The sequence below is a fragment of the Pseudoalteromonas sp. S3178 genome (assembly GCF_005886985.1).
Taxonomy (GTDB): domain Bacteria; phylum Pseudomonadota; class Gammaproteobacteria; order Enterobacterales; family Alteromonadaceae; genus Pseudoalteromonas; species Pseudoalteromonas carrageenovora.
In genome coordinates this window covers 1-273 of sequence record NZ_PNCW01000628.1, presented here as the reverse complement: position 1 = coordinate 273, position 273 = coordinate 1, and the positions used below count along the sequence as shown (strand labels likewise).

1 protein-coding gene is annotated in these 273 nt (G+C 52.4%); it reads left to right on the top strand.

Translation table 11 applies throughout. The features are described from left to right. Positions 1 to 273, top strand: a 273-nt coding sequence (locus CWC11_RS22525; RefSeq protein WP_138684291.1) for an amino acid adenylation domain-containing protein, incomplete at both ends; no start/stop codon positions are given.

Here is a 273-nt window from a genome sequence, read left to right as displayed (position 1 = left end):
CGTTTGATGCGACTGTAACGAGCTTATGGGGCGCGCTGGTTAATGGTCTTGGTGTAGTGCTGCTAAGCGATGGTGAGCAGTTAATCACAGAGCTTAGTGCGTGTTTAGCGCGCGAAGAGTCATTGCTGTTTAAGGTGACTCCAGCCCACTTGCAAGGCGTGCTGGCACGATTACAACCGAGCAATGCTGCGCACCACATTGTGGTGGGGGGAGAAGCTCTATCTAGCAGCGTGGTTGCTCAAGTTTGGGCACTGTTGCCACAGGCTTATTTTT